5 protein-coding genes and 1 pseudogene are annotated in these 6,652 nt (G+C 34.0%); 5 read left to right on the forward strand and 1 reads right to left on the reverse strand.

The annotated features are described in order from the left end of the window. Positions 1 to 230: 230 nt before the first annotated feature. The 5 genes from BLV37_RS10365 to BLV37_RS10385 all read left to right on the forward strand — a co-directional run bounded on the left by BLV37_RS10365 (position 231) and on the right by BLV37_RS10385 (position 6,363). On the forward strand, positions 231 to 1,490 hold the full coding sequence (locus BLV37_RS10365) for a Glu/Leu/Phe/Val family dehydrogenase (RefSeq protein ID WP_091731004.1): 1,260 nt from the start codon (positions 231 to 233) through the stop codon (positions 1,488 to 1,490). A 154-nt stretch (positions 1,491 to 1,644) separates the two neighbouring features. Beyond that, positions 1,645 to 3,213: a sigma-54 interaction domain-containing protein gene (locus tag BLV37_RS10370; protein WP_091731007.1), complete on the forward strand. Its 1,569-nt coding sequence runs from the start codon at positions 1,645 to 1,647 to the stop codon at positions 3,211 to 3,213. Between the two features lie 416 nt (positions 3,214 to 3,629). Then, entirely contained in the window at positions 3,630 to 4,502 is an 873-nt protein-coding gene (locus BLV37_RS10375; protein ID WP_176967952.1) for an FAD binding domain-containing protein, read from the forward strand. A 31-nt stretch (positions 4,503 to 4,533) separates the two neighbouring features. Then, a complete protein-coding gene (locus BLV37_RS10380) occupies positions 4,534 to 4,998 on the forward strand; it encodes a (2Fe-2S)-binding protein (RefSeq protein ID WP_091731012.1) in 465 nt (154 codons plus the stop codon). A gap of 18 nt (positions 4,999 to 5,016) precedes the next feature. Next, entirely contained in the window at positions 5,017 to 6,363 is a 1,347-nt protein-coding gene (locus tag BLV37_RS10385) for a xanthine dehydrogenase family protein molybdopterin-binding subunit (RefSeq protein ID WP_244270523.1), read from the forward strand. Between the two features lie 88 nt (positions 6,364 to 6,451). Here the strand turns inward: BLV37_RS10385 and BLV37_RS15185 are convergent. Next, positions 6,452 to 6,652: pseudogene (locus BLV37_RS15185) on the reverse strand (IS110 family RNA-guided transposase); the annotation flags it as partial.

Raw genomic sequence — 6,652 nt, forward strand, 5'->3', positions numbered from 1 at the left:
TTACAATGGAAAAGGGATATGTTATAATTTCTATGGAGTAAGGGAAGAAGTAAGGAAAACGTTTTACATGGAGTATTTATCCACTGCACGAGGCCTTTGTAGCATGATTAAATCTTTAAGAATTAACATTTTGATTCTTATTATAAGGAATAGGAAAGCTCTACGGATTAATTTAAAAGAATCATAGAATGTTATATTCAAAAAATTACCTTTAAGGGAGGAACAAAAAAATGGCAGAAAAAACTTTAAATCCTTTTGAAATTGTTCAACAGCAGATTAGATCCGCATGTGACAAGCTAGGAGCAGAAGAGGCTGTTTATGAGCTGCTTAAACAACCCTTAAGAACGCTGGAGGTAAATTTCCCAGTTAAGATGGACGACGGAAGCATTAGAGTATTTACAGGCTACAGAGCACAACATAATGACGCTCTTGGTCCAGCAAAAGGAGGCATAAGATTCCATCCAGGAGTTAACTTTGACGAAGTTAAGGCTCTATCAACTTGGATGACATTTAAATGTGGAGTAGTTGGAGTTCCATACGGTGGAGGAAAAGGTGGAATTACAGTTGATCCTTCAGAGTTATCACCTGGAGAATTAGAGAGACTTTCAAGAGCTTACATAATTGCTATATCACCTGTTATTGGTGAAAAGAAAGACATACCTGCACCAGATGTTGGAACTAATCCTCAAATAATGTCATGGATGACAGATGAGTACTCAAGGATGAGAGGGGAAAATGTTCCAGGCATAATTACTGGAAAACCTGTTGCTTTTGGCGGCTCATTAGCAAGAAATGAAGCCACTGGATATGGGGTTGCTTTAATGATGAGGGAAGCAGCTAAGAAAAACGGTCTGGATATGAAAGACCTAAGAGTAGTAGTTCAAGGCTTTGGTAATGTTGGTAGCTTTGCTGCAATGTATGCTGAGGAACTAGGTGCAAAAGTTGTTGCCATTTCTGACTTTTCATGCTGCTTAGTAGATGAGAATGGAATAGATGTAAAAGCTTTAAGAGAATATGCGGCTAAAAATAAAAATAAATTCATAACTGGCTTTGGCAATGGTACTCAAGAGCTGCATAGAGAAGCAGTTTTTGGAGTAGAATGTGATATCTTCTCTCCATGTGCATTAGAAAATGCCATAACAAGCCAAAATGTAAATCAAATAAAGGCTAGAATTATAGTAGAAGGAGCCAATGGTCCTACTACTCCTGAAGCAAACAAAGTTCTTAATGAAAAAGGATTGTTTGTAGTGCCTGATATTTTAGCTAATGCAGGTGGCGTTACTGTATCATACTTTGAATGGGTACAAAACCTAATGAATCATTACTGGCCATTTGATGAAGTACAAGAAAAACAAGAGCAGCTAATGGTTAAGGCTTTTAATGAAATAATAAGCTTATCTGAAGAATATAATGTAGATATGAGAACTGCTGCATATATGATTTCTATTAAAAAAGTAGCAGATGCTATGAAACTAAGAGGATGGTATTAAATATAATATTTTAAGGACCTTATGAGGAGCTCTAATTATTTAGGGTTCCTTTTCATCTTTTTGTAATAGAAAACCCCCTATTGTTAAAAACTATAATAATTTGTTATAATAATAAATAAAACATGTCATTTTAGAAAGCTGGTGTTATTTGAAAATGGACAAGGTATTAAATATCTTACTAGGCTCTCTTCCCATTATTGCAAGAGTTACATCTGGATACGCAGCTATTACTAATAAAGATGGAAAAAGAATTAAGACAATAGATTCAGCAGGAAATGAAATCCTTGGATTAAAAGGTGTTTATTATGATTTGGCTAAAGAGTCCGCTCAAAAGCAAGAAGCAGTTCATGGGATGTCCCAGCTTGAACTAGGTGCAGAAACCTGGTGCATACCTATAGAGGATTATGTTCTTTGCTGTAGCAATGTTGAGCGAGTTAGCTATAGCAACTCACTAAAAAAATCTTTGATTGACGCTCTTCCATTTATAGCAAGAGTGGCAGGGGGAGAAGCTGTGGTTTTTGATAGTGAAGGCAAAAGACTAGCTTCTGTGAATTCTAATGGTGAGGTAAATACTAAATTTTTAGGAACCATAAGCAAGGATGCAAATGAGGCTATGAAAAAGCAGAAACCAGTAATTGGTGAATCTAACTATATTAGCGGAGCAAATGCAGTTAGAATACCTATGGGTACGGATTTTGGATTTGGATTTAACAATGAAGACTATGTGCAAAAAAATCATAGCTTAATGAATGAAATGAAAAAGTATCAAGATGCAAAATACAACTTCTCTGATATTATAGGGAAAACTAGTGAGATTATCAGAGCAAAAGAAATAGCTAATATTGCAGCTCAATCTAGCTCAAATGTACTGATTTTCGGAGAAACTGGAACAGGCAAGGAAGTTTTTGCACAATCCATACACAATGCAAGTAATAGATTTAATAAGCCCTTTGTAGCTATTAACTGTGCTGCTATTCCTCAAAACCTTATGGAGAGTAGCTTTTTTGGATATGAAAGCGGAGCATTTACAGGAGCAAAAAAAGGAGGATCACCTGGAGTATTTGAACAAGCTAATGGAGGAACATTATTTCTTGATGAAATAAGTGAAATGCATTTAGATCTTCAATCTAAAATACTAAGAGTATTACAGGAAAGAGAAGTAAGAAGAATAGGTAGTGAAAAAACAATATCACTTGATATACGTGTGATATCTGCCTCTAACAAGGACTTAGACAAGATGGTTAAAGAAGGTAAGTTTAGACAAGACTTGTACTATAGACTAAATGTTCTTGACATACATCTTCCGTCCTTAAGATATATAAGAGAAGACATACCATCTTTAGTAAGTCATGCAATAAAAAAGATGAACCTAACCTTTGGTAAGTTTGTTGAGGGTATAGACGAAGAAGCCTTAAGCATTCTTGTGGGTCACAACTGGCCAGGTAACGTAAGAGAGTTAATGAACTGTATAGAAAAGGCCTTTAATATAATAGGAAATGATAGAATAATTAAAGTAGAGCATTTACCTAGAAATATAAATGAAAACTTTAGCATTGAGGATATAAACGAAAATGGTCTTGATGAAATGCTTCAAGAATATGAAAAAGAAATTATTGAAAAGGCTCTTAAATTAAACGATGGTATAAAATCAAAAACTGCAGATTATTTAAAAATAAGCACAACCACATTATGGAGGAAAATGAATCAATTGAATATAGAGTAGGTCTATTTCAACAATGAAATGGGCATTTCAAAAATGAAATGGACAATTAGCCTAATTATGCAGGATTAATCGTTATTTTCCCGAAAGCATTTCGGAAATGAAATGTTTTCGGGAAATTTTTAATATTTTTTTTGAATTTTATCCCTAATAAAGCAAAAATTTATACTTAACAAAGAAACCTTTTATGAGTTATTGTTTAATTAATAACGATAATTACAGACATCTAAGAAAATGCTAATATTTTTTTAAAAACAATTTATAAATTTGGCAAAGCTCTTGCAATATATTATGATTGTGAAACTTAAAAACATATATTTATAGCCTAATAATAGGATTTATAGGCATTATAGAGCTTAAGACATTCTTAAAAACACATTGCAATTTTACTATTAATGATTTCTTACAGGAGGGATAAAATGAAAAAATTTAACTATTTTGCTCCAAAAACAGTTGAAGAAGCTGTAAAGATATTGGCAGGAGCAGATAAGGATACTCAAATCATTGCTGGAGGAACAGATTTTATTGTTCAGGTAAATAAAAAAATGATTTCACCAGAAAAAGTAGTAGATATCAAGCATATCAAGGAATTAGCATATGTTAGAGAGGAAAACGAATTCATAAAAATAGGTGCACTTACCAATTTTAGCTACCTAGAATCCTCAGAAATTTTAAATAAAAAAGCTAAGGCTCTAGCTATAGCTTGTGGGGAAGTTGGCTCAATTCAAATAAGAAATCTAGGAACTATTGGTGGAAATATAGTAAATGCTTCTGCTGCGGGAGATTCAATAGCTGCACTTATGGCTTTAGATGCTTCAGTAGTTCTTAAAAGTGAAAAAGAAGAAAGAACCATGAAGCTAGAAGAATTTTATCGTGGATCTGGAGATTGTCAAATTAGAAAAGATGAAATCTTGACTGAAATATTCTTTAAAGCTCCTAGTGAGAATTCAGCTACTAGCTTTAAAAAGCTAGGTAAGAGAAAAGCCTTAGCTATAGTTGTTATAAGCATAGGAGCATTAATAGAAAAGGATAAGGACAATATATGTACTAAGGCTCAAATATCCTTGGGAGCTATTTCAAGATATCCAGTGAGAGTTAGAGAAGTAGAAGAAGCTTTAATGGGCAAAGAATTAAACAGAGAAAACATAGAAGCATGTATCGAAAAAATATCTGAAATAACTAATGTTAGCGTTGACAACTCACCTTTTAAGCATTTAGCTTTATATAAAGGGGAAGCTATGAAGGGTATAGCAGAAGAATTATTTGATGATATTTTAGCGGATTTAAATTAATGCTAAACTATTTTAAAAGGAGGATTACATTTTGGAAAAGGTAAAAATATCATTTAATCTTAATCATAAAGATGTAACTATAGAGGTAAACCCAAATAAAAGATTAATAGACATGCTTAGAGAAGACTTTAGGCTATTGAGTGTTAAAGAAGGATGCTCAGAAGGTGAGTGCGGAGCATGTACTGTAATAGTAAATGGGGCTGCTGTAACTTCCTGTATAGTATTGGCTCCTCAAGTTGATGGAAGTTCTGTAATTACTTTAGAAGGCTTATCACAAAATGGAGAACTAGATAAATTGCAACAATCATTTATAGATGCTGGTGCCGTTCAATGTGGCTTCTGTACACCAGGAATGATACTTTCTGCAAAAGCATTATTAATGAAGGATCCTAACCCAACAAAGGAAGAAATTAAAAAAGCTATGTCTGGAAACATATGTAGATGTACTGGATATACAAAAATAATAGAAGCTGTTGAAATAGCCAGAGATAAATAAGTGAAAGGAGGAAACAGAGTGAAGGATTATAATGTAACGGGAGAAATGACGGATGTAATGGTTAAAGATCGAAAGCTTGATATAGTTGGGAAAAGCGTTGAAAAAAAAGATGCATTAAGCAAGGTTTTAGGTACAGCACTATATTCAGCAGATATGGAGCTAGAAAATATGTTATATGGTGCAGTAAAAAGAAGTACAGTAGCTTCTGCCATACTAAAAGGCATTGATACAAGCAAAGCAAAAGCTTTACCAGGAGTAGTAAGTGTTTTAACAGCAAAGGATATTCCTGGAGACAATAGAGTAGGTATTATTTTTAAGGATGAGCCTGTGCTAGTAGATGATGAAATCAGAAGAATAGGTGATGCATTAGCAATAGTTGCTGCAGAAACTAAAGAAATTGCTGAACAAGCATTAGATTTAATAGAAGTAGACTATGAAGAGCTAGAAGGAATATTTACTATAGAAGATGCACTAAAAGAAGGAGCACATCCAATCCACGGCACTTCAAACATTCTTCAAACTAAAGATTTAATTTTTGGAAATGCAGAAGAAGCATTTAAGCAATGTGATGTAATAGTAGAAAACACATACAATACAAGCTACGTTGCTCATATGTTTATAGAGCCTGAAGCGGGACTTGCAAAATATGAAGATGGAGTTCTAACATTCTGGAGTTCAACTCAAAATCCTCACTTTGACAGAGGAGAAGTAGCAAGAATGCTTAAGCTTCCACAAAGTAGAGTAAGAAGTATTCAAGCTACTACAGGTGGTGGATTTGGAGGAAAGCTTGATATATCTGTACAATGTCATGCATCATTATTGGCATATCATACAGGAAGACCTGTGAAATTTACAAGAAATAGAGAAGAGTCTATGGTGGCTTCTTCAAAGAGACACCCTATGACTATGACAGTTAAGACTGGGGCTACGAAGGATGGAAAGCTATTAGCTATGGAAGCTCATATAATAGGAGATACAGGAGCCTATGCATCATATGGTCCAGCAGTTATAGCTAGAGCTATGACTCATATTACCGGCCCTTATGAAATCCCAAATGTAAAAATAAAAGCTACATTTGCATATACAAACAACCCTATGGCTGGAGCCTTTAGAGGTTTTGGAGTTCCGCAGGTAGCTGTAGCTCATGAAGGACAAATAGACGCACTTGCAGAAAAACTAGGTATGAGTTCTTTTGAACTAAGATTAAAGAATGCTCTAAGAGTAGGTTCAGTAACATCTACAAATCAAAAACTACTTGACAGTGTTGGAATAGTTGAAACTTTAGAAAAAGCAATGGAAAAAGCAAAAGAAGTTATTTTCAAAGAGGGAGAGCAATCTGGTAATATGTCAAGAGATGATTTTTAAAGAAAATAAAAGAAACAATTAAAAAAGAGTAATCTTAATAGAACCTATAATTTTTTTGAGAAAAATAGGTTTGAGAAGGGAAAATATTTTATTGAATCTCTCCAACTTTATCGGTGGAGTAGATTTGATTTTTAGTCAGCAATCCAAAAATCAGTCGTACTAATTTACGAGATGTAAGTGCGAGTGCTCTTTTATGTTGGTGGGTAGTTACTTCACCGTACTTCTTGTAATAAAATTGTTTATACTCTGGTATATGGTTTCGAACACTGTTAGCAGCCTCAATCAGGTA

This window comes from Proteiniborus ethanoligenes (assembly GCF_900107485.1).
Taxonomy (GTDB): domain Bacteria; phylum Bacillota; class Clostridia; order Tissierellales; family Proteiniboraceae; genus Proteiniborus; species Proteiniborus ethanoligenes.

Coding starts and splice junctions, on each gene's coding strand:
- BLV37_RS10365 (WP_091731004.1), top strand. CDS start 231: ATGGCAGAAAAAACTTTAAATCCTTTTGAAATTGTTCAACAGCAGATT.
- BLV37_RS10370 (WP_091731007.1), top strand. CDS start 1,645: ATGGACAAGGTATTAAATATCTTACTAGGCTCTCTTCCCATTATTGCA.
- BLV37_RS10375 (WP_176967952.1), top strand. CDS start 3,630: ATGAAAAAATTTAACTATTTTGCTCCAAAAACAGTTGAAGAAGCTGTA.